We start from the raw sequence: 18,851 nt of genomic DNA, 5'->3' as shown, positions 1-18,851 counted from the left end.
CTAGGCAGGCCCCCGCGCGGACCGCCTCTGCCGAAAGTCGTAGCGCCCCCGGAGGAATGGATCCTTCGGCAGATCCGCCGGACCGGGCCCCGGAACGAAGCTGATCCGCGTCAGCGCCGCTCCTCCGACCGAAGGACCCGCCCCTCATGGACATCCGATTCGAAGTGGCCTCCACGCTCGTGCTCGGCCCGCTCCTCGTCGTGTTCGCCCTGTTCACCGGAGTCCAGGTGTGGCGGGACGCGTGGAACGTCCGCCGCGCGCTGCTCCAGACGGCCGTCGCCGTCTACGCCGCCGCCGTGCTGTCCCTGACGGTCTTCCCGCTGAACGTGACCTGGGGCGTGTACGCCAACCAGTCCCCCTGGGTCGGCCAGATCAGCTTCGTCCCGTTGATCGGGGCGGACGTCACCATGATCGCCAACGTGGTCATGATGATCCCGGCCGGCTTCCTGTTCCCGCTGCTGTCCCGGCGCGCCACCTCGGCGAAGCGGACGGCACTGCTGACGGGGCTGGTCAGCCTCGGTATCGAGGCCGCCCAGCTCCTGTCGTACATCGTCCTGAACAACGGCCGCTCCGTGGACGTCAACGACGTCCTCGCCAACGCGCTCGGCGGGCTCGCCGGTTACCTCCTGCTGACGGTCGCCCTGCGCTCCGAGGGCCTGCGCAGGCCGCTGCTCGCCGCCTCGCTGCCGCGGTCCGCGGCGCTCCAGGAGGACCGGCGGCGGATCGCCGTCCCCGCCGAGGCGCCGGCGGGCGACCCGGCGGTGGGCCGCGGCCGCTGAACGACGAGCGGCGGCCGGGGCGCACCGCCCCGGCCGCCGCCGCGCGTGGGTCCCGCGCTGGGTCCCGCGCGTCCCGCGTCAGTCCTCGCGGCGGTCGTCGGCGTCGTCGTCGCCCCGGCCGTCGTCGTCGCGGTCGCCCCGGCCGTCGCGGTCGTCGTCCCCGCCGAGGGCCGCCTTCCCGCTGCCGGCGTCGACGAGGATCTCGCGTTCGACGCCGTCCTCGCCGATCACCTCGACCTCCCAGGCCGGCGCACGGCCGCGGTCGTCGTCCCCGTCGTGCTCGAAGTCCACCGAGACGACGGTGCCGGGGACCTTCCTCAGAGCGACCCCGGCTGCCGCTTCGGCGTCGGTGCCGGCCTTGCGCAGGGCGACGGCCTCGTCGCGGTCGTCACGGTCGTCGTCATCGTCGGCACGGGTGTCGCCGAGCGCCCTGCCGTTGCCCGGGTCGATCAGCACCTCGGTGCGGGTGCCGTCCGTGCCGACGACCTCGACCTCCCAGACGGACCGGTCGCCGTCGCCGTCGTCGTCGAGCTCGGCCGAGGCGACGACGCCCTTCGCCTCCGCCAGCGCCGCGGTGACGGCGGCGCGTACGTCGGCCTTCACGGTCGTCGCGGTGGCCCCGGCGCCGCCCTCGTCGCGGCCGTCACGCTCGTCGCGGTCGTCGTCGCGGTCCGCGCCGTCCGGGCGGGCGGAGGAGGCGGAGGCGACCCGGTCGCGGTCGTCCCCGGAGACGGCGACCGCGGCGGCGGTGCCTCCGCCGACGAGGGCCGCCGCCACCAGGGCGGCGAGCGCGGCGCGGCGGCGGGACGGGGTGCGGTCGGCGGAACTCATGGGTCCTCCCGTGGATTCGGTGCGGCGTTCTCGACGCGGACCACTGTGGACGGGCGACGCTGAAGCGGCGCTGAAGGAAGCTGAAGACGCCTTCAGGAAGGCTCTGCGACGCTTGTCCGCATGCGCCTGCTGATCGTGGAGGACGAGAAACGCCTGGCCGTCGCCCTGGCGAGGGGACTGGCGGCCGAGGGGTTCGCGGTGGACGTCGCGCACGACGGCGTCGAGGGCCTGCACCGGGCCCGGGAGCACCCCTACGACCTGATCGTCCTGGACATCATGCTGCCCGGCATGAACGGCTACCGGGTCTGCTCGGCCCTGCGCGCGTCCGGCGACGAGACGCCGATCCTCATGCTCACCGCCAAGGACGGCGAGTACGACGAGGCCGAGGGGCTGGACACCGGCGCCGACGACTACCTGACCAAGCCGTTCTCCTACGTGGTCCTCCTCGCCCGGATCCGCGCCCTGCTGCGCCGCCGCACCCGGGGCGGCGCGCCCGTCCTGCGCCTGGGCGACCTGAGCGTCGACCCGGGGGCGCAGCGGGTACGGCGCGGCGAGCGGGAGATCGCGCTGACCACCCGGGAGTTCGCCGTCCTGGAGCAGCTGGCGCTGCGCGCCGGGGAGGTGGTCTCCAAGACCGAGATCCTCGACCACGTGTGGGACTTCGCCTACGACGGTGACCCCAACATCGTCGAGGTGTACGTCAGCGCGCTGCGCCGCAAGATCGACGCCCCCTTCGGGGTCCGTTCGATCACCACGGTGCGCGGCGCCGGCTACCGGCTGGAGCGGGACGGGGGGACGCCGTGCTGAAGGGGTGGTTCTCCTCGGTGCGCGCCCGTACCGCGCTGAGTGCCACCGCCGTCGTCGCCGTCGCCCTGGTCCTGGCGGGCCTGGCGGTGGTCGAGGCCCTGCGCGGCGGCCTGACCGACAACACCCGGCTGGTCGCCGAGTCCCGGGCCCGCGAGGTCGCCGTCCAGGTGGCGGTGGAACGCGCCCCGAAGGACGTGGCCGGGCTGGACACCGACGACCCGGTGCAGATCGTCGGAGCCGACGGCACGGTCCTCGCCTCCAGCGACGCCCTCGCCGGCGCCTCACCGGTCAGCGGTGCCGCCCGCCCCGCCCGCGCGCGGCCCGCCGACCCGGGCGGGGGGGAATCCGGCGGCGACCAGGGGGACTCCCGCGGCGGCGACCGGGGTGACGACGACGATGATGACGACCTCGCCGACGGCACACATGACGACGACGCAGGTGACGCGGACGCCGCGGACGACGACTCCCGCGCCGTCGGCGAGGTTGCCGGTGACGCCGTCTTCGACCGCGTCACCCTGACGGTGGACGACGAGGGCGAGGCGACCTCCGACCCGGGCGAGGCGGAGGGACGTGCCGACTTCACCGTCGCCGCCCTGCGTGCCGAGGCGGCCGACGGGACGGCGGTGACCGTCTACGCGGGGTCGTCGCTGGCGGTGCAGGAACTGGCGGTGACCGACACCGTCCGGGCGATGCTGGCCGGCCTGCCCGCGCTGCTGGTCGTCGTGGGGGCGGTGACCTGGCTGGTCACCCGCCGCGCGCTGCGCCCGGTGGAGGGCATCCGGGCGGAGATGGCGGAGATCACCGGCAGCCGCGACCTGTCCCGCAGGGTGCCGGTGCCGTCCTCGCGCGACGAGGTGGCCCGGCTGGCGGTCACCACCAACGGCACCCTGGCGGCCCTTCAGGAGTCGGTCGAACGGCAGCGCCGCTTCGTCGCGGACGCCTCGCACGAGCTGCGCAGCCCGATCGCCTCGCTGCGCACCCAGGTGGAGGTCGCCGAGGCGCATCCGGAGCTGCTCGAGGTCGGCGGGCTGCTGGAGGACGTGGTCCGGCTCCAGCACCTCGCCGCCGACCTGCTGCTGCTGGCCCGCCTCGACGCGGGGGAGGAGCCCCGCGCCGTGCGGGTGGACCTGGCGGCCCTGGTGCGTGAGGAGACGGCGCGCCGTCCGGAGCGGGTGGGCGCCGGGGAGGTGGAGGAGGCGGTCGTGGCGGGCAGCCGCGGTCAGCTGGAGCGGGTGCTGGGCAACCTGCTGGACAACGCGGAGCGCCACGCCCGGGAACGGGTCGTCGTGCGGGTGCGCACCGTGCCCGCGGGCGCGGCGGACACGGGACCGGGCGCGGGACCGGACACGGGACCGGGCGCGGCCGGGGGCCGGAGGCCCGGCTGGGCCGTGCTGTCGGTCGAGGACGACGGGCCGGGTGTCCCGGAGGGGGAGCGGGAGCGGGTCTTCGAACGGTTCGTGCGGCTGGACGACGCCCGTGCGCGGGACGACGGGGGCGCGGGTCTGGGGCTGGCGATCGTCCGCGAGATCGTGACCCGGCACGGGGGGACGATCGCGCTCGGCCGGGCCCCGGGCGGCGGCGCCCTCCTCACGGTCCGCCTGCCCCTGGCCGGCCCCGCCGGGGAGGACGCGGGCCGGGGCGGCGGCGCGCCCCGGCCCGCCGCCGCCCCGCTCGGCTGAGGCGGCCCCGCACCGGCACCGCACCGGCACCGTGCCGGTCCCGCACCGGTCCTGCCAGCGGCTCCGGCGCCCCGGTCCCGGCAGCAGCTCCGGCAACGCGAACGCCCCGGTGGCAGCGGCCACCGGAGCGTTCACGTCACATGCGGCGGGTTCCCGGCTCCCGGATCCCGGTTCATGGGACCCGGGCCGTGGGGCCTACAGGAAGGAGTTGATCTCGATCGTCTCGTCGCGGCCGGGGCCGACGCCGATCGCGGAGATCGGCGCGCCCGACATCTCCTCCAGCGCCTTCACGTACGCCTGCGCGTTCTTCGGCAGGTCGGAGAAGGACTTCGCCGAGGAGATGTCCTCGCTCCACCCCGGCAGGTACTCGTAGACCGGCTTCGCGTGGTGGAAGTCGCTCTGGGAGTAGGGGAGTTCCTCGACCCGCTTGCCGTCGATCTCGTAGGCGACGCAGACCGGGATCTGCTCCCAGCCGGTGAGCACGTCCAGCTTGGTGAGGAAGAAGTCCGTCAGCCCGTTCACCCTGGTGGCGTACCGCGCGATGACCGCGTCGAACCAGCCGCAGCGGCGGTCACGGCCGGTGGTGACACCGCGCTCGCCGCCGATGCGCCGCAGCGCCTCGCCGTCCTCGTCGAACAGCTCCGTCGGGAACGGTCCCGAGCCGACACGCGTGGTGTAGGCCTTCAGGATGCCGATGACACGGCTTATGCGCGTCGGACCCACGCCCGCGCCGGTGCAGGCGCCGCCGGCCGTCGGGTTGCTGGAGGTGACGAACGGGTAGGTGCCGTGGTCGATGTCCAGCAGCGTGCCCTGGCCGCCCTCGAAGAGCACGACCTTGTCCTCGTCGAGCGCCTTGTTGAGGACCAGGACGGTGTCGGCGACGTAGGGCCGGAGCTTGTCCGCGTAGCCCAGCAGCTCCTCGACCACCTGGTCGGTGGCGATGGCGCGGCGGTTGTAGAGCTTGGTCAGCATCTGGTTCTTGACCTCGAGCGCGGCCTCCACCTTCTGCTGGAGGATCGACTCGTCGTACAGGTCCTGAACGCGGATGCCGGTGCGGTTGATCTTGTCCGCGTAGGTGGGGCCGATGCCGCGACCGGTGGTGCCGATCTTGCGCTTGCCCAGGAACCGCTCGCTCACCTTGTCCGACGTGACGTTGTACGAGGTGATGATGTGCGCGTTGCCGCTGATCAGCAGCTTGGACGTGTCCACGCCCCGCTCGTTCAGACCGCTCAGCTCGGAGAGCAGCACCGAGGGGTCGACGACGACGCCGTTGCCGATGACCGGCACGCAGTTGGGGGAGAGGATGCCGGACGGCAGCAGGTGCAGCGCGTACTTCTGGTCGCCCACCACGACCGTGTGGCCGGCGTTGTTGCCGCCCTGGTAACGCACCACGTAGTCGACGGAGCCACCGAGCAGGTCGGTGGCCTTTCCCTTGCCCTCGTCACCCCACTGAGCACCGAGCAGCACAAGTGCGGGCACAGGCGTACACCCCTTCCGGGCGGGGCATGTCCTGGGTCGGGGCGCGCGGCACGACCATGCCGTGCCCCGTGCGCCCGGCGGCCCTCGTCGGCCGCGGTTCCCGTCGGACCGGATGCCCCGGAATAGACGAAGCCCCTGGCACGAGGAACGCGGCGCAAGGGGCTCTTGCACAAAGATGCTACCCGAGGACCCGAGGAAGCGAGGCATGACCGAGGTGGCTTCGGACCAGCTTCTCGTGGTCGTCGACCCGTTTGCCCGCAGGACGGACGGGGAGTCCGTCCGGATCGCCAAGGACGTGCTGTGCGCGGGCGCACGGGTGAAGTGGTGCCTGCCGGAGGGGCCGGAGGAGTTCGTCCGGGTGCTGGAGCGCCGCGGCTCGCGGCGTCCCGTGGTGGTCGGGGACGACCACGCGCTGCTGCGGGCGGTGGCCGTGCTGGAGCGGCACGGCGAGCTGGACGGCTGCGCGCTGGCGCTGGTGCCGGTGGGGGTGCGGCCGGCCACGCTGTCGGTGGGCCGCTCGCTCGGCGTGCCGTCCGGCACGGTGGCGGCGGCGCGCGCGGTGCTGGAGGGGGCGCCGCGGCGGCTGGACCTGCTGGCGGACGACGCGGGCGGGCTGGTGCTGGGGGCGCTGCGGATCCCCGCCGCGGACCCGGGGCCCGCCCGCGGGCGGGCCCCGGCGCGGCGGGGCCGGTACCGGTCGCTGGTCCTCGGCGCGCTGGTCCGCCCGGCGCGGGTCCTCGCGGACCCGGCGGGCGACGGCCCGGGCCCGTCCCGCCTGCGCGTCGAGACCGACGGGGCCACCCTGGTCGACCTCGACCAGCCGGTCCGCGCGGTCACCGTTGTGCCGGGTTCCACCGGCCGCGCCGACGTCGAGGTCCGCCCCGTCTCGGTGGGCGCCGAGGCCGCGCCGCTCCAGGCCGCCGCCCGCACCGTCACCGTCTCCGGCGCCGACTTCCGCTACCGCGCCGACGCCACCGTCGCGGGCCCGGTCCGCACCCGCACCTGGACGGTGCGCCCGGGGGCGTGGAACCTGACGCTTCCCACCTGACGGAGCGCTGCCCGCGTGCCGGGGCGTGGGTGAAAGGCGTGGGTGCCGAGGCATGGGTGCCGAGGCGTGGGTGCCGAGGCGTGGGTGCCGAGGCGTGGGTGCCGAGTGTGGGTGACGGCGTCCGCCCGAGGTCACCGGGGAGTGGCGCGGCGGTGCGGCCGCCCCGCCGGCACCCGCGGGCCGCCCGTCACGCCCCGTCCGCGGCGTCCCGCTTGTCCCGCCACCGCTGCATCATCTCGGTCAGCTCGACCTCGATGAACTCGAAGAACTCCAGGGTCTCCCGCAGCCGGTGCTCGGCCGGGGAACCGGGGCTCACGGCGCCGATGCCCTCACGGATCGCCGACTGCCAGCGGCGGAGCAGGGCCTCGCGGTTGGTGATCGCCTCGTACCACTGGTCGTTGTGGACCCGGTACCGCTCCCGGCGCGAGCCCGGCTCGCGCTCGCGGGAGACGAGGTGGGTCTGGGAGAGGTAGCGCACCGCGCCGGAGACCGCCGCCGGGCTGATCCTGAGCTGATCGCCCAGCTCCGCCGAGGTGAGGACACCGTCGTCGGATGCGAGCAGCGCGGCGAAGACCCGGGCGGGCATCCGGGCCATGCCGGCGTCGGTCAGCTGGCCCGCGAAGAGTTCCACGAACCGCGACACCGCCTCGGCGTCCCGTTCCTTCGCGGACGACCCGGCCTCCGTCATGCGCAACCTCTCTCCTCCGTGAGTCTCCGAGTTTATACGCTTCCTTAACTTCACAACTTTCTGAAGGAAGCTTAATTTCAGAAGCATGACGCAGGAACCCCTCGCGATCGAGGTATCCGGACTCCAGAAGTCGTTCGGCGCCACCCGCGCCCTCGACGGACTCGACCTGTCCGTCCGCACCGGGGAGGTGCACGGCTTCCTCGGCCCCAACGGGGCCGGCAAGTCGACCACCCTCCGCGTACTGCTCGGCCTGATGCGTTCCGACGCCGGCGCCGCCCGGGTCCTCGGCCTGGACCCGTGGGGCCGGGCCGTCGAGGTGCACCGGCGACTCGCCTACGTGCCCGGTGACGTCGAGCTGTGGCCCAACCTCAGCGGTGGCGAGGCCATCGACCTGCTGTCGCGGCTGCGCGGCGGCATCGACCGGCGCCGCAGGGACGAGCTGATCGACCGGTTCGACCTGGACCCGCGCAAGAAGGGCCGGGCCTACTCCAAGGGCAACCGGCAGAAGGTCGCCATCGTCGCCGCGCTCGCCTCCGACGCCGAGCTGCTGCTCCTCGACGAGCCCACCTCGGGTCTCGACCCGCTGATGGAGGTCGTCTTCCAGGACGTGGTCCGCGAGGCCAAGGAGGCCGGGCGGACGGTGCTGCTCTCCAGCCACATCCTGGCCCAGGTGGAGAAGCTGGCCGACCGCGTGTCGATCATCCGGCGCGGCCGGACCGTCCAGTCCGGCACCCTCGCCGAGATGCGCCACCTCACCCGCACCACCGTCGAGGCCGAGACCGAGCGGCCGGCCGCCGGCCTGGAGGCGCTGCCCGGCGTGCACGACGTCACCCTCGACGGGGCCCGGGTCCGGTTCGCGGTGGACGGCGGGCGGCTCGACGCCGCCGTGCGCGTCCTCGGCGAGGCCGGCGTCCGCAGCCTGGTCAGCCACCCGCCCACCCTGGAGGAGCTGATGCTCCGCCACTACGGCGACGAGCTCGCCGCCAACGGCCACCAGGGTGCCGACGGCCACCAGGGCGCCGACGCCCGGACCGACGCGGCCGACGCGGCCGGCACGGCGGACGGGACCGGCACGGCGGACGGGACCGACGGGACCGGCGCCGCCGGAGAGGCCGGGGCCGTCCGATGACCACCACCGCGACCCGCCCCGCGCCCGTGACCGCGGCCTCCGCCCCGGCCCTCCGGGCCGCGTTCACCGGCACCGGCACCCTGCTCCGCTTCGCCCTGCGCCGGGACCGGGTCCGCCTCCCCGTCTGGCTGCTGGCCCTGCTCACCGGCACCCTGGCCACCGCCAACAGCTACGCCACCCTCTACGACTCCCCCGAGGCCCGGGCCACCGCCGCCCGGACCATGGCGACCCCCGCCGCGCTGGCCATGACCGGCCCCCGCCACTACCTCGACGACTACACCTACGGCGCCATGCTCAGCCACGAGATGGTCGGCTTCATGGGCGTGCTGGTCGGCCTGATGAGCGTCCTGATCGTCACCCGCCACACCCGCGACGAGGAGGAGACCGGCCGCGCCGAGCTGATCCGCTCCACCGTCGTCGGACGCCACGCGCAGCTCGCCGCCGCGCTCGGCCTCGCCGTCCTCGCCAACCTGGCGCTCGCCCTGCTCCTCGCCGCGGGCCTGGCCGGCCTCGGCATCGAGTCGGTCGACCCGGCCGGCTCGCTCGTGTACGGCTCCACCCACGCCGCCGCCGGTGTCGTCTTCGCGGGCGTCGCCGCGATCACCGCCCAGATCACCTCCTCCACCCGCGGCGCCTCCGGGCTCGCCCTGGCGGTCATCGGCGCGGCCTACATCCTGCGGGCGGCGGGCGACACCGGGAACGAGGCGCTCTCCTGGGCCTCCCCGATCGGCTGGACCCAGCGCGCCTACCCGTACCTGGACGACCGCTGGTGGCCGCTGCTGCTCTGCGTGGGCGCGGCCGCCGCCTGCGCGGTCACCGGCTTCCTGCTCGCCGCCCGGCGCGACGTGGGCGCCGGACTGCGCCCCACCCGGCTCGGACGCGCCACCGCCTCCCGGGCGCTGACCAGCCCGGTCGGCCTCGCCCTGCGGCTCCAGCGCGGCCTGCTGGCCGGGTTCGGCGCCGGGCTCTTCGTGATGGGGGCGATGTACGGGTCGATCATCGGCGACATCGAGGACATGCTCGGCAGCGTCGACCAGATCCAGGAGGCCCTGGCCGAGATCGGCGGAGCCACCCTCGCCGAGTCCTTCGCGGCGATGGTGATGGTGGTCATCGCGGTGGTCTCCATGATCTACGTGGTGATGGCCACCCTCCGCGCCCGGGCCGAGGAGAGCGGCGGGCGCGCCGAGTCGCTGCTGTCCACCGGGATCACCCGGACCGCCTGGCTGGGCGGGCACCTGACGGTCGCCCTCCTCGGCGCCGTCGTCATGCAGTTGCTGGCCGGGCTCGGCTTCGGCCTCGCGGCCGCCGCCGCGACCGGCGACCACGCCATGACGGGCGACCTGATCGCCGCCGCCCTGGTCCACGTGCCGGCCCTGTGGACCGCGGCGGGCGTGGCCATGGTCCTGTTCGGCTGGCTGCCCCGGGCGACCGCGCTGGCCTGGGTGGTGCCGCTGTACGCCTTCGTCGTCGGCTACCTGGGACAGATCCTCCGGTTCCCGGAGTGGACCGCCGACGTGTCCCCGCTGGGCCACGTGCCCCAGCTCCCGGCCGCCGCCATGGACTGGACGCCGATGGCGGTGCTCACCCTGGTCGCCGCCGGCCTGTGCCTGACCGGATTCGCGGGTTTCCGCCGGAGGGATCTGGACACGAAGTAGAGACCCGGGGAAGACCCCGGGGCGGTGCTCCGCGCGATCTTCACGGCACCGGAACGGTCCGGGCTCCTTTAGCCTTGGACGTTCCGGTGCCGCCGCCGTGGCGGTACCCGGGGGAACGGCGATCAGAACGAGGAACCGAAGTAGGCCCATGCTGCGAGAGAATGCCGTGGGACCGGACTGGGAGAAGGAGTCCGCGCGGGTCGCGGCGGTGCGCCGCTACGAGATCCTCGACACGCCACCGGACGGTTCCTTCGACCGCGTCGCACGGCTCGCCGCCCGTGTCTTCCAGGTGCCCCTCGCCGCGGTGACCTTCGTCGACAGCGACCGCATCTGGTTCAAGGCACGGCACGGCATGGACGACGTCACGGAGGTGAGCCGCGCCGACGGACTGTGCGGCCTGGCACTCCTCCACGACGGCCCCATGGTCATCCCCGACACCCTGGTGGACCCGCTGACCGGGACGAACCCCATGGTCACCGGCCCGCTCGGGATCCGTTTCTACGCCGCCGCGCCGATCGTGACCGCCGACGGCCACAAACTGGGCACCGTCAGCATCCTCGACACCCGCCCCCGCACCCTCGGCGACGACGACGTCTCCGCCCTCCAGGACCTGGCCGAGGTCGTCCTGGACGAGATGGAGCTGCGGCTGACCGCGCTGCGCGCCCTGCGCAGGGAGCAGGAGCGGCGCCAGGCGGTGGTCCGCCAGGTGGAGGACGAGCGGGCCGCCCGGCTGCGCGCCGAGAAGGACCGCAGGGTGCTGGAGTCCCTGACCAGCACCCTCCAGCGGACCCTCCTCCCGCCGGCCCTGCCCGCCGTCCCCGGCCTGGAGCTGGCCTGCCACTACCACGCGGCCTCGGTGCACGACCTGGGCGGCGACTTCTACGACGTCTTCCCGCTCGACGGCGACCGCTGGGCGTTCCTGCTCGGCGACGTGTGCGGCAAGGGCCCGGACGCGGCCACCGTCACCGCGCTGGCCCGGCACACCCTGCGCGCCGCGGCCCACCACGCGCCGGACCCGGTGGCCGTCCTCGACACGCTGAACACCGAGCTGCTGGGCGACAGCCTGACCAGCAAGTTCTGCACGGCGATCTTCGGCGTCCTCACCCCGCGCGCGGAGGGCGGCTTCGACGTCGAGCTGGCCACCGGCGGCCATCCCCCGGCGTACCACGTGGGCAGCGGTGCCGACGGGGCGCCGTCGGTCAGTGCGGTGAGCCTGGAAGGAGGCATGCTGATAGGGGCGCTTCCGGAAGCCCGCTTCCGGTCCCGTACGGTCGTTCTGGCCCCGGGTGACGTGCTGCTGCTGTACACCGACGGGCTCATCGAAGCCAGGGCCGGCGAGGACAGACAGATGATCGGTGACGAGGGACTGTCGGCCTTCCTGGCGCGCCGCCGGGGCCTCGGCGGGGCCGCCGGGCTGGTGGAGGACATCGTGGACCTGCTGGACTCCCTTCCCGAAGGGGCGGAGGACGACGTGGCGCTCCTGGCGCTCTCGGTGCCCACAGCCGAGGACGCCGAGCGGCGGACGCCGGGCGTGACGTCCACCGCGCACACCACGACTTTGCCCACGGACGCTACGGACGAGGAGCGCTGAACGACGTGTCCGAGCAAGAGCTGCTCCTGACCGTGGAGGAGACCCACGGTCCGCTGGCCGTCGCCGCGGTCGGCGGCGAGATCGACTTCCACACCGCGCCGATGCTCCGTTCCCGGGTGCTCGAGCTGATCGAGCAGGGACGCGTCCGTCTCGTCCTGGACCTGTCACAGGTCGGGTTCTGCGACTCGGCCGGCCTCAACGCGCTCATCAACATCTGGCACGCCGCCCAGTCCCAGGGCGGCGCCATGGCGCTGGCCGCGGTGCCGGCCAGGCTGGACCGGATGCTCAAGCTGACCGGCCTCGACACGGTCCTGGCCATCCACCCCACCGCCGCCGACGCGATCGCCGCGGTCGGGCCGCGACCGGACGGTGACCAGGTCGCCGGCTGACCCGCCAGGACGCCCGGCCGCCCGGCCGACACGGGCGCGGCCCGGCCGGCCGGGGTGCCGACACGGCCGGGGTGCCGACACGGCCGGGGTGCCGGCGGACCGGGGTGCCGGCGGACCGGGGTGCCGGCCGACCGCGCCGCCGCCGGCTCCGGGGCGGTGGGGCCGGCCGTCTCAGCGGATCTCCACCCGCAGTTCCTCCAGGCCCCGCATGACCAGGTTCGGCCGCCGGACCGGCTCGGCGGCGAGCCGCATCCCCGGCGCGCGCTCCAGCAGCGCGGTCATCGAGGCGGCCAGCTCCATCCGGGCCAGCGGCGCCCCGATGCAGTAGTGGATCCCCGCGCTGAACGAGATGTGCGGGTTCTCCCGCCGGGCCAGGTCCAGCCGGTCAGGCCGTTCGAACGCCGCCGGATCGCGGTTGGCCGACCCGAACAGCAGCGCCAGCTCCGCGCCGCGCGGGATCACCGTGCCGTCGATCTCGATGTCCTCCAGCACCCAGCGTTCGAACAGCTGGAGCGGCGTGTCGAAGCGCATCAGCTCCTCCACCGCGGACGGCACCAGCGAGTGGTCCGCGCGCAGCGCCGCCAGCTGCTCCGGATGCGCGAGGAGCGCCGCCCAGGCGTTGCCCGTGCCGTTGACGGTGGCCTCGTGGCCCGCGTTGAGCAGCAGCACGCAGGTGGAGATCATCTCCTGCTCGGTGAGCCGGTCGCCCTCGTCGTGGGCGGCGACGAGCGCGGTGATCAGGTCGTCCCCACCGGGCCGGCGGCGGCGTTCGGCGATCAGTTCCCGCAGGTAGTCGCTGAACTCGACGGAGGCGCGGACGGCCGCCGCCGCGGTCTCCCCGGACGGGTTCAGCTCGTACATCCCGCAGATCGCCGCCGACCACGGCCGCAGCGGCGCCCGGTCGGCCTCCGGGACGCCCAGCATCTCGGCGATCACCGCCACCGGCAGCGGTTCGGCCACCTCCGCCAGCAGATCGCCACCGCCCGCGTTCGCCAGCCGCCCGGCCAGCTCCCCGGCGAGCGAGCGCACGTACGGCCGCAGCCGTTCCACGGTGCGCGGGGTGAACGCCTGGGAGACCAGCCGCCGGATCCGGGTGTGGTCCGGCGGCTCCAGGTCGAGCATGCCGTGGTCGTTGAGGGTGTGGAACGGCTCGTGCTCCGGCGGGGGAGGCGTGCGGCCGAACTCCGCGTCGGTGAAGCGGTGCCGGTAGGTCCGCCCGAGCCGCCGGTCGCGCAGCAGGGCGGAGACGTCGGCGTGGTGCGGCACCAGCCACTGGCCGGTCTCCTCGCACCACAGCACCCGGCCGCGCGCCCGCAGGGCGTCGTAGGCCGGGTACGGGTCGGCGACGAGGTCCGGGTCGGCGGGGGAGAAGATCTGGGCAACCGGGGGATTCACCCGTTCACCATGCCATCCGGACGCCCCCGTTCACCACGCCAGCTGGGCGATCTCCTCGGCCACCACGGCGCAGGCGTCGGCGGCCGGGTCGATCAGCGGGAAGTGGCCGACGCCCTCCAGCAGCGTCACGCCCACCACCTCGCCCGCGAGCGCCGCCGCCCGCGCGTACGACTCGGCGACCGGCGGCGGGACGTCGACGTCCTCGCGGCCCTGCACGACGGTGGTGGCGATGCCGCTGGGCACCAGCAGCACCGGGTCGGCGTGCGGGCGGCGCTCCTCGAAGAGGTCCGGGCCGCCCAGGAACTGCAGCGAGGCGTGACCGCAGACCTCCAGCTTCTCGGCGACCCGCAAATCGGCGATGGGCGCCAGCGCCACCACGCCGCGGATCCGCGCCGGGGCCCCGGCGCGCCAGGGGCTGCCCTCCGGCAGCAGGTGGCGGGCGGCCGCCCACAGGGCCAGGTGGCCGCCGGCCGAGTGCCCGGTGAGCACCGTGCGGCCGGCGTCCGCCCGGTCGCCGAGCGCGTCCGCGGTCAGCCGGGGCAGTGCGTCCAGCGCGGCGGCCACGTCGTCCAGCGTCTCCGGCCAGCGGCCCGCCTCGCCCTCCGCCGCACCGCCGCGCCGGTACTCGGGCACGGCCACCGCGAGACCGCGGCGGGCCAGGAAGCGGGCGAACGGAGTGACGTGCAGCCGGTCGTACGGGGCCCGCCAGGCTCCGCCGTGCACCACCACGACCAGCGGCGCGGGCGTCCGCCCGCCCTGCGGGGCGTAGAAGTCGACCACCTGGTCCGGGTGGTCGCCGTAGGCGCGGGTGGCGTCCGGGGCGACGGGCTCGTGTGAGAAGACGGATCTCTCCTCGGCCGCCGTCCGCTCCCGGGCGGCGGCCGTCCTCTCCTCGTCGGTCATGCGTTCCAACCTCTCTCGGGGCTGTCGTGGTGCGGATGTCGTGGTACGGGTTTCGTGGTGCGGGTTTCGTGGTGCGCGTGTCGTCGTGACGTCGTCGTGCGGTCGTCGTCCGGAAGGGTCCCACCAGGCGGGTATTGCCCGACCGGGGGATCATTGCGGAGGATTGCCGCGGGGACCGGGGCCCCCGTGCCGGTATCGGCAGGGGCGGACCGCTACCCGGAGTACAGCAGGAGACAGCGATGTCCCGACAGGCTCAGCAGACCCACGAGCCGGAGACCCCGCATCTCGAGTTCGACGGCTCGACGCCCTACGAGGACTACGTCCGGGCGGATGTGCTCACCCACCTCCAGCAGCTCCGCTCGGACGACCCGGGCGAGATGGTGTTCCTGGTGACCACCCAGGTCATGGAGCTGTGGTTCACGGTGATCGTCCACGAGTGGGAGACCGCCTCGCAGGCCCTGCGCCGCGACGACGTCCCCACGGCGGTCGACGCGCTCAAGCGCTCGGTACGGGAGCTGGAGGCGCTGAACGCCTCCTGGATCCCGCTGGGGCAGCTCACCCCGGCGCAGTTCAACTCCTACCGCGGCGCCCTCGGCGAGGGCTCCGGCTTCCAGTCGGCGATGTACCGCCGCATGGAGTTCCTCCTCGGCGACAAGTCCCGCTCGATGCTGGTCCCGCACCGCGGCACCCCCCGCGCCCACGCGGAGCTGGAGAAGGCGCTCGACGAACCCTCGCTCTACGACGAGGTGCTGCGGTTCCTCGCCCGCGGCGGCCACCCGGTGCCCGAGGCGGTGCTGCGGCGCGACGTCTCCGAGAAGTACGAGCCGTCGCCCGAGGTCGAGCGGGTGTGGACCGACATCTACACCCGTGACCAGAACGACCCGCTGGTCCGCCTCGGCGAGGCGCTGACCGACGTGGCCGAACTGGTCTGGCGCTGGCGCAACGACCACCTGGTCGCCACCCGCCGCGCCATGGGCTCCAAGACCGGCACGGGCGGCTCCGCCGGGGTGGCCTGGCTGGAGAAGCGGGCCCGCAACACCGTGTTCCCCGAGCTCTGGACGGCGCGCTCCCATGTCTGAACTCCTGTCGAAGGCCACCGAGCTGGACGCGGCCGACCCGCTGGCCGCCCTGCGCTCCCGGTTCGTGCTCGACGACGTCGTCTACCTGGACGGCAACTCCCTGGGCGCGCTGCCGACGGGTGTCGTGGAGCGGTTGCGGGACGTCGTGCTGCGCGAATGGGGCGAGCTGCGGATCCGGTCCTGGGAGGAGAGCGGCTGGTGGACCGCGCCCGAACGGATCGGCGACCGCGTCGCGCCCCTGATCGGTGCGGCGCCGGGGCAGGTCGTGGTGGGCGACTCCACCTCGGTCAACGTCTTCAAGGCGCTGGTCGCGGCGGTGCGGATCGCCCGTGAGGGCGACGGCGCGGTGGAGCGGGACGAGATCCTGGTCGACGCCACGACCTTCCCCACGGACGGCTACATCGCCGAATCGGCGGCGCGGATGACGGGCTGCGCGCTGCGGCCCGTGCTGCCGGACGAGGTCCCGGCGGCGCTCGGTCCGCGCACCGCTGCGGTGCTGCTCAACCACGTCGACTACCGCTCGGGACGGCTGTACGACCTGCCGGGTCTCACCGCCGCGGTCCACGCGGTGGGCGCGGTGGCCGTCTGGGACCTCTGCCACAGCGCGGGCGCGCTGGAGGTGGGGCTGGACGAGCACGGGGTGGACCTGGCGGTCGGCTGCACGTACAAGTTCCTCAACGGCGGCCCCGGCGCGCCGGCGTACCTGTACGTCCGGCAGGGCCTCCAGGAGCGGTTCGACACGCCGCTGCCGGGGTGGAACTCGCACGTCGAGCCGTTCGGGATGCGCCCCGACTACACCCCGGCCGCCGGTGCGGTGCGGGGGCGGGTGGGCACGCCGGAGATCCTCTCCCTCCTCGCCCTGGACGCGGCGCTGGACGTCTGGGAGGGCGTGGACATCGCAGCGGTCCGGCACAAGTCGCTCGCGCTCACCGACTTCTTCCTCGAGTGCGTCGCGCAATACGTGCCCGAGGGCGTGGTCGAGTGCGTGACGCCGCTCGCGCACGGGGAGCGGGGCAGTCAGATCGCCCTCCGGCACGACCGGGCCGGGGAGATCATGCGGGAACTGACCGCCCGCGGCGTGGTCGGCGACTTCCGCCACCCCGACGTCCTGCGCTTCGGCTTCACCCCGCTGTACGTGGGCTTCGCCGACACCGAGCGCGCCGCGCGGGTCCTCGCGGAGATCCTCTCCGCCTGACCCCACGACGGCCCGGCGGCCCGCGGGTACCTCCCGCGGGCCGCCGGGCCGGGCGGGTGCGGTTCCTCAGAGGGCCGGGTCCGGGGCGGGTGCGGGTGCCGCGGCCGGGGCCGGGGCCGGGGGGATCCGGCCCACCACGACCGGGGAGCCCCAGCGCGCCTCGACCAGGACGTCGCCGTCGAGCGGGTACGTCCAGAACTCGGGCCCGACATCCCACAGTTCGGACCCGCGTCGCACCGCGACCTCCACCGGCATCACCACCGTGGGGACCGACAGGTCGCCCCAGAAGACGACCACCGCGTCCGCCCCCGCGGCGTACCGCCGCAGCACCGCCGCGAACCCGGCCCCGTCGTCCCACTCCACGGACTCCAGCGGGGCAACCGCCGACCAGTCCAGGCTCACGCTGTTCCACGCCGGGAACCGCGAGAGGCTGAGCCGCGCCAGCTCCTGGGACTCCTCCCACCGCAGGACGACGACCTGCCGCCCGTCCTCGCCCCGCGCGTCGCGGACGAATTCCGGCAGCAGCTCCGGGTACCGCCCGTAGGCCCGGGCGGCCTCCGCCTCTCCCATCAGCTGAACACGATCATCGACCCCTGCCCCAGGCTCCGCACCGCCGCCGCGTGCAGCCCCAGCCACACGTGACGTTCGCGGGCGAACGGGCTCGGGTCGTACGGCGCCGGTTCCGCCGGCTGCTCCAGTTCCGTGGGCGCGGACGGCGGCGCGGGTGCGGCGGGCGGGTTGGCGGGATCGATGCCCAGCGCGGGCCCGATGAACTCCAGGTCGCGCAGCAGCCCGTGCGAGGACCCCAGCGGACCGCCGTTGTCGAGGAGTTCGTCGTTGACCAGCGGGTGCGGGAAGTCCACCGGGAGGTAGGCCCCGGCGTGGTCGTAGTGCCAGACCAGATGTGACTGCTGCGCCGTTCCCTCGAACATCTCCAGCAACTGCTCGTAGTCGCCGCCCAGTTCGTCCACCGGCGTCACCGGCAGCCCGCAGGCCTGGAGCAGGTAGACCCGCCGCAGGAAGTGCAGTGCCTCGTAGTCGAAGCCGGCGACCGGGGCGACGTCGCCGGAAATGCCCGGCATGTACTGGTGGATCGGCACCGGTTGCGCGCCGGTGGCCATCAACGCCCGGTCGTACAGGGCGAGTTCTTCGGCGAAGGGGTTGTCCGGGGTGTGGCACAACACGTCGACGAGCGGGACCAGCCACAGGTCACAGGCCAAAGGACGGCTCCTCGGGTCAGAGGTGGAACAGGAAGCGTAGTGGGTGCGGGGCGGGCCCGGACCGGCCCGTGCAGATGTGGTCCCCCGTGGAAGGGGCCTCTATCCGTCCCCGGGTGCCCGGGTGCCCCGCGCGTCGCCCGAGGCGGTGAGGCGTTCCACCAGTTCCAGGGAGAAGGAGTTGCTCTCCGCGACCAGCCGCCGCGACTCCGTGGTGTCGCCGCGCCCCAGTGAGTCCACCAGGGACGTATGCCCGGCCCACATGTGTTCACGCAGGTCGGAGAGCCTGCGCAGGTGCTGCACCGTGCACACCCACGCCTGCACGCGCAGCCGGTGCAGGAAGTCCGTGAGGTACGGGTTGCCGAAGAGGCTGCTCAACTCCCGCCAGAACCGGAGGTCGTAGCCGATCAGCACCGACAACTCCCCGGACTGCGCGGCCCGCTGGCACTCCTCGCCGCGCCTGCGGACCGCGAGCAGCGACGCCGCCTCCGCCTCGTCGGGGAAGGCGCGGGCGGCGGCCCGCGCCCGGGCGGTCAGCCGGTCGAAGATGCCGTCCGAGACCAGCACCCGCGCCTGCACGATGTACCGGAAGTCCTCGACGCTGAACGCCCGCACCTGGAACCCGCGGTGCTGCACCGCCTCCAGCAGCTCCTGCGCGGCCAGGTCGACCAGCGCCTCGCGGACCGGGGTGGCGGAGACGCCGTACTGCTCGGCGATCTCCTTGACGGTGAACTCCTCGCCGGGGTGCAGCCGGCCGGCCAGCACCTCGTCGCGCAACGCCTCGGCGATCTGCTGCCGCAGGGTGCTGCGGGTCACGGGGCCGGGTGCGCCATTCGCTCCCATCGGCGCTCTCCCTTCCCTGGTGCGCCCGCGGTACCTCCGCGGCGGGTCTGCGGTCACCTTAACCAGCGGCGGGAGAGCGGGCCTCCGACCCCCCGGCCCCCGGCCCCCGGCTCCCCGCCCGCCGGGGAGGGAGGTAGCGGGCCG

18 protein-coding genes and 1 pseudogene are annotated in these 18,851 nt (G+C 74.3%); 11 read left to right on the top strand and 8 right to left on the bottom strand.

Annotated features, from left to right (window positions below):
• Positions 1-146: 146 nt before the first annotated feature.
• Positions 147-779: a VanZ family protein gene (locus tag GBN72_RS21180; RefSeq protein WP_151773460.1), complete on the top strand. Its 633-nt coding sequence runs from the start codon at positions 147-149 to the stop codon at positions 777-779.
• 78 nt (positions 780-857) lie between these two features.
• Here GBN72_RS21180 and GBN72_RS21175 read toward each other — a convergent pair whose 3' ends face one another.
• Positions 858-1,610, bottom strand: coding sequence for a PepSY domain-containing protein (locus GBN72_RS21175; protein ID WP_151773459.1), 753 nt, complete (start codon positions 1,608-1,610; stop codon positions 858-860).
• A gap of 120 nt (positions 1,611-1,730) precedes the next feature.
• Here GBN72_RS21175 and GBN72_RS21170 point away from each other — a divergent pair, with 120 nt between their 5' ends.
• The 3 genes and pseudogenes from GBN72_RS21170 to GBN72_RS36185 all read left to right on the top strand — a co-directional run bounded on the left by GBN72_RS21170 (position 1,731) and on the right by GBN72_RS36185 (position 4,096).
• Positions 1,731-2,417: a response regulator gene (locus GBN72_RS21170; RefSeq protein WP_151773458.1), complete on the top strand. Its 687-nt coding sequence runs from the start codon at positions 1,731-1,733 to the stop codon at positions 2,415-2,417.
• A 689-nt stretch (positions 2,418-3,106) separates the two neighbouring features.
• Positions 3,107-3,505, top strand: a pseudogene (locus GBN72_RS36190) (histidine kinase dimerization/phospho-acceptor domain-containing protein); the annotation flags it as partial.
• Positions 3,506-3,532: 27 nt separating this feature from the next.
• The gene (locus GBN72_RS36185; RefSeq protein ID WP_439959799.1) at positions 3,533-4,096 is read left to right on the top strand and encodes a sensor histidine kinase; all 564 of its coding nucleotides are present in this window, start codon (positions 3,533-3,535) and stop codon (positions 4,094-4,096) included.
• 195 nt (positions 4,097-4,291) lie between these two features.
• Here GBN72_RS36185 and GBN72_RS21160 read toward each other — a convergent pair whose 3' ends face one another.
• A complete protein-coding gene (locus tag GBN72_RS21160) occupies positions 4,292-5,575 on the bottom strand; it encodes an adenylosuccinate synthase (RefSeq protein ID WP_151773457.1) in 1,284 nt (427 codons plus the stop codon).
• Positions 5,576-5,780: 205 nt separating this feature from the next.
• Here GBN72_RS21160 and GBN72_RS21155 point away from each other — a divergent pair, with 205 nt between their 5' ends.
• The gene (locus tag GBN72_RS21155) at positions 5,781-6,623 is read left to right on the top strand and encodes a diacylglycerol kinase family protein (protein ID WP_151773456.1); all 843 of its coding nucleotides are present in this window, start codon (positions 5,781-5,783) and stop codon (positions 6,621-6,623) included.
• A gap of 187 nt (positions 6,624-6,810) precedes the next feature.
• Here the strand turns inward: GBN72_RS21155 and GBN72_RS21150 are convergent, their stop codons facing one another.
• Positions 6,811-7,311 carry a GbsR/MarR family transcriptional regulator gene (locus GBN72_RS21150; protein WP_151773455.1) on the bottom strand — a complete coding sequence of 167 codons (501 nt, stop codon included), beginning with the start codon at positions 7,309-7,311 and terminating at the stop codon, positions 6,811-6,813.
• An 85-nt stretch (positions 7,312-7,396) separates the two neighbouring features.
• Here GBN72_RS21150 and GBN72_RS21145 point away from each other — a divergent pair, with 85 nt between their 5' ends.
• The 4 genes from GBN72_RS21145 (at position 7,397) to GBN72_RS21130 (ending at position 12,075) form a co-directional block, all read left to right on the top strand.
• Positions 7,397-8,440, top strand: coding sequence for an ABC transporter ATP-binding protein (locus GBN72_RS21145; protein ID WP_151773454.1), 1,044 nt, complete (start codon positions 7,397-7,399; stop codon positions 8,438-8,440).
• The gene (locus GBN72_RS21140; protein ID WP_151773453.1) at positions 8,437-10,095 is read left to right on the top strand and encodes an ABC transporter permease; all 1,659 of its coding nucleotides are present in this window, start codon (positions 8,437-8,439) and stop codon (positions 10,093-10,095) included. Before GBN72_RS21145 ends, GBN72_RS21140 begins: the two co-directional genes overlap by 4 nt.
• A gap of 148 nt (positions 10,096-10,243) precedes the next feature.
• Complete coding sequence (locus tag GBN72_RS21135) at positions 10,244-11,686, top strand: PP2C family protein-serine/threonine phosphatase (RefSeq protein ID WP_151773452.1); 1,443 nt, start codon at positions 10,244-10,246, stop codon at positions 11,684-11,686.
• 5 nt (positions 11,687-11,691) lie between these two features.
• Complete coding sequence (locus GBN72_RS21130; RefSeq protein WP_246212728.1) at positions 11,692-12,075, top strand: STAS domain-containing protein; 384 nt, start codon at positions 11,692-11,694, stop codon at positions 12,073-12,075.
• Positions 12,076-12,246: 171 nt separating this feature from the next.
• Here GBN72_RS21130 and GBN72_RS21125 read toward each other — a convergent pair whose 3' ends face one another.
• Together GBN72_RS21125 and GBN72_RS21120 are read right to left on the bottom strand one after the other, a co-directional pair.
• Positions 12,247-13,470, bottom strand: coding sequence for a cytochrome P450 (locus GBN72_RS21125; RefSeq protein ID WP_151773451.1), 1,224 nt, complete (start codon positions 13,468-13,470; stop codon positions 12,247-12,249).
• 30 nt (positions 13,471-13,500) lie between these two features.
• The gene (locus GBN72_RS21120; RefSeq protein ID WP_151773450.1) at positions 13,501-14,373 is read right to left on the bottom strand and encodes an alpha/beta hydrolase family protein; all 873 of its coding nucleotides are present in this window, start codon (positions 14,371-14,373) and stop codon (positions 13,501-13,503) included.
• Positions 14,374-14,612: 239 nt separating this feature from the next.
• Between GBN72_RS21120 and GBN72_RS21115 the strand changes: the two genes are divergently transcribed.
• Positions 14,613-15,452, top strand: coding sequence for a tryptophan 2,3-dioxygenase family protein (locus GBN72_RS21115; protein WP_151773449.1), 840 nt, complete (start codon positions 14,613-14,615; stop codon positions 15,450-15,452).
• Complete coding sequence (gene kynU / locus GBN72_RS21110; RefSeq protein ID WP_151773448.1) at positions 15,445-16,647, top strand: kynureninase; 1,203 nt, start codon at positions 15,445-15,447, stop codon at positions 16,645-16,647. Before GBN72_RS21115 ends, kynU begins: the two co-directional genes overlap by 8 nt.
• Before the next feature lie 66 nt (positions 16,648-16,713).
• On the opposite strand, the gene GBN72_RS21105 is transcribed toward kynU, so the two are convergent.
• From GBN72_RS21105 to GBN72_RS21095, 3 genes are all read right to left on the bottom strand, one after another.
• Entirely contained in the window at positions 16,714-17,217 is a 504-nt protein-coding gene (locus GBN72_RS21105) for a hypothetical protein (protein ID WP_151773447.1), read from the bottom strand.
• The gene (locus GBN72_RS21100) at positions 17,217-17,867 is read right to left on the bottom strand and encodes a putative DNA-mimic protein (protein WP_151773446.1); all 651 of its coding nucleotides are present in this window, start codon (positions 17,865-17,867) and stop codon (positions 17,217-17,219) included. Before GBN72_RS21100 ends, GBN72_RS21105 begins: the two co-directional genes overlap by 1 nt.
• 99 nt (positions 17,868-17,966) lie before the next feature.
• A complete protein-coding gene (locus GBN72_RS21095) occupies positions 17,967-18,707 on the bottom strand; it encodes a GntR family transcriptional regulator (RefSeq protein ID WP_151773445.1) in 741 nt (246 codons plus the stop codon).
• Positions 18,708-18,851 lie beyond the last annotated feature (144 nt).

The organism is Streptomyces abyssomicinicus, assembly GCF_008974245.1.
GTDB lineage: Bacteria > Actinomycetota > Actinomycetes > Streptomycetales > Streptomycetaceae > Streptomyces > Streptomyces abyssomicinicus.
The sequence above is the reverse complement of the archived record's forward strand: the minus strand, read 5'-3'. Positions and strand labels throughout refer to the sequence as shown.